This is a genomic window from uncultured Cardiobacterium sp. (assembly GCF_938028825.1).
In the GTDB taxonomy this organism is placed as follows: Bacteria; Pseudomonadota; Gammaproteobacteria; order Cardiobacteriales; family Cardiobacteriaceae; genus Cardiobacterium.
In genome coordinates, this window is sequence record NZ_CALIZP010000025.1 from 1 (window position 1) to 1,414 (window position 1,414).

Genomic DNA, 1,414 nt, shown 5'->3' on the forward strand with positions numbered 1-1,414 from the left:
AGCGATCAGGGTGTTAAGGATGTAGCGGGCAAGGTCTTTTTTCATGATGGGCTCCGGATATGAAAAAGCCCGCGCGGGGCGGGCTTGGTGGGTAAGGTGGTATTTCAGGCGGCGGGCTTGCCGTAGAGGCTTTCGGAAAAGGCGAGGTCTTCCGCCATACTGTGCAGCAATCTGTCGAGGTCATCGGGGTAGTCGGCAAGTTCTTGCCGCATTTCCTCCATTTCTGCCTTGATGGCTTCCGGTCGGCTGAATGGGCCGGTCGTTCTGTCCACAAGCACACCGTACATAACCTATTTCTCCAATTCGTTTAGGTCAATTTTCTTCAACGCTTCCGCCAACTGTGGCGGTAGTTGCGTAACATTATAGTCAATAACACCTTGTTTGTGCAGCAGGAAATTTCGCAGGTGAGGGAGCAATATGTCAGCTTCTTCCGCACTGATGCGGCCCGCTTTGTATAGTCCCCAGAGGAAAAGGTTGATTTTCCTCCTCGCCGCCATGAAGGCATCATCAAATTGCGCAAATGTTGCCAGCGGGGTAGCGGTAAATTCGCCTTCTGACCAAGTGGCATAAGCCGTGACGGATATGCGGTGAAACGCCGCCACATACAGATCGTTTTCGCTTAGGGATAACCCGCTTGGGTGATTGTGCAGTACCTGCGACACGCTCGCTGCTTTCTCCAATGCGTCGGCGATGATGGTCTTTTTCTCGTTACCCTGCACCATTGCCAGCACGTTGCCGTCTTTGTCCAGCAATGCCGCGTGTTCGTTGCCGTCCTGCTGCCCGCGCGTGATGATGTCATAGCGGACTTTGTCCACAGGGTCATTGCCTGGCAGCGGCGGATGCCACGGTTCAGGATTCGGTGGGGCATCCCCGCTGTCATACACTGCCGCGTTCATGTTCAGCCGCTGTTCCCGCTCACGCAAGAGGTCGGTCAGGTCGTGTTCGGGCGAGTGGTTCCAGCCTTTGTCCGGGGCGGCGGTGTGTTCGACGCCGTGTTTGTCCGTCCAGGTCGGGATGTCCTGCGGCGCGCCGGTGTAGCCCATGCCTTTCGCCTGCCGTTCGGACAGGCTCATCAGGGTGCAGCGGCAGTTGAACCCCCCTGGCGGCGCCAGTGTCTGCCAGCGTGGGTCATCCACCGGCATCATCAGTCCGTGCAAGGCACGGTGTGCCGGGCGGGTGCGGCGGTCGTTTATGGCGGTATAGCGCAGGATGGGGCGGCGCTCGGCGTGATCGCGGAAGTGTGCCCAGCGCCCGGCGTTGTAGCTGCTCTGCACCGCTGTGCGGAAGACGGTTTCTTGATAGCTCTTCGGCAGGCCTTGCAGGTCAGCGAGATTTTCCTTGCGCCAGTTGTCGAAGCTTGTGCCTTCGGCGATGGCTTTTTCCAGCGAGTCCTTGATGCGCTGGATATGGTCAA

2 protein-coding genes are annotated in these 1,414 nt (G+C 58.1%); both read right to left on the reverse strand.

All coding sequences use genetic code 11. The features are described 5' to 3' along the window. Nucleotides 1-104: 104 nt before the first annotated feature. Nucleotides 105-287, reverse strand: coding sequence for a hypothetical protein (locus Q0562_RS03910; protein ID WP_298641433.1), 183 nt, complete (start codon nucleotides 285-287; stop codon nucleotides 105-107). Between the two features lie 3 nt (nucleotides 288-290). Then, a partial coding sequence (locus tag Q0562_RS03915; protein WP_298641435.1) for a phage head morphogenesis protein occupies nucleotides 291-1,414 on the reverse strand: 1,124 nt, incomplete at its 5' end.

Coding starts and splice junctions, on each gene's coding strand:
- Q0562_RS03910 (WP_298641433.1), bottom strand. CDS start 287: ATGTACGGTGTGCTTGTGGACAGAACGACCGGCCCATTCAGCCGACCG.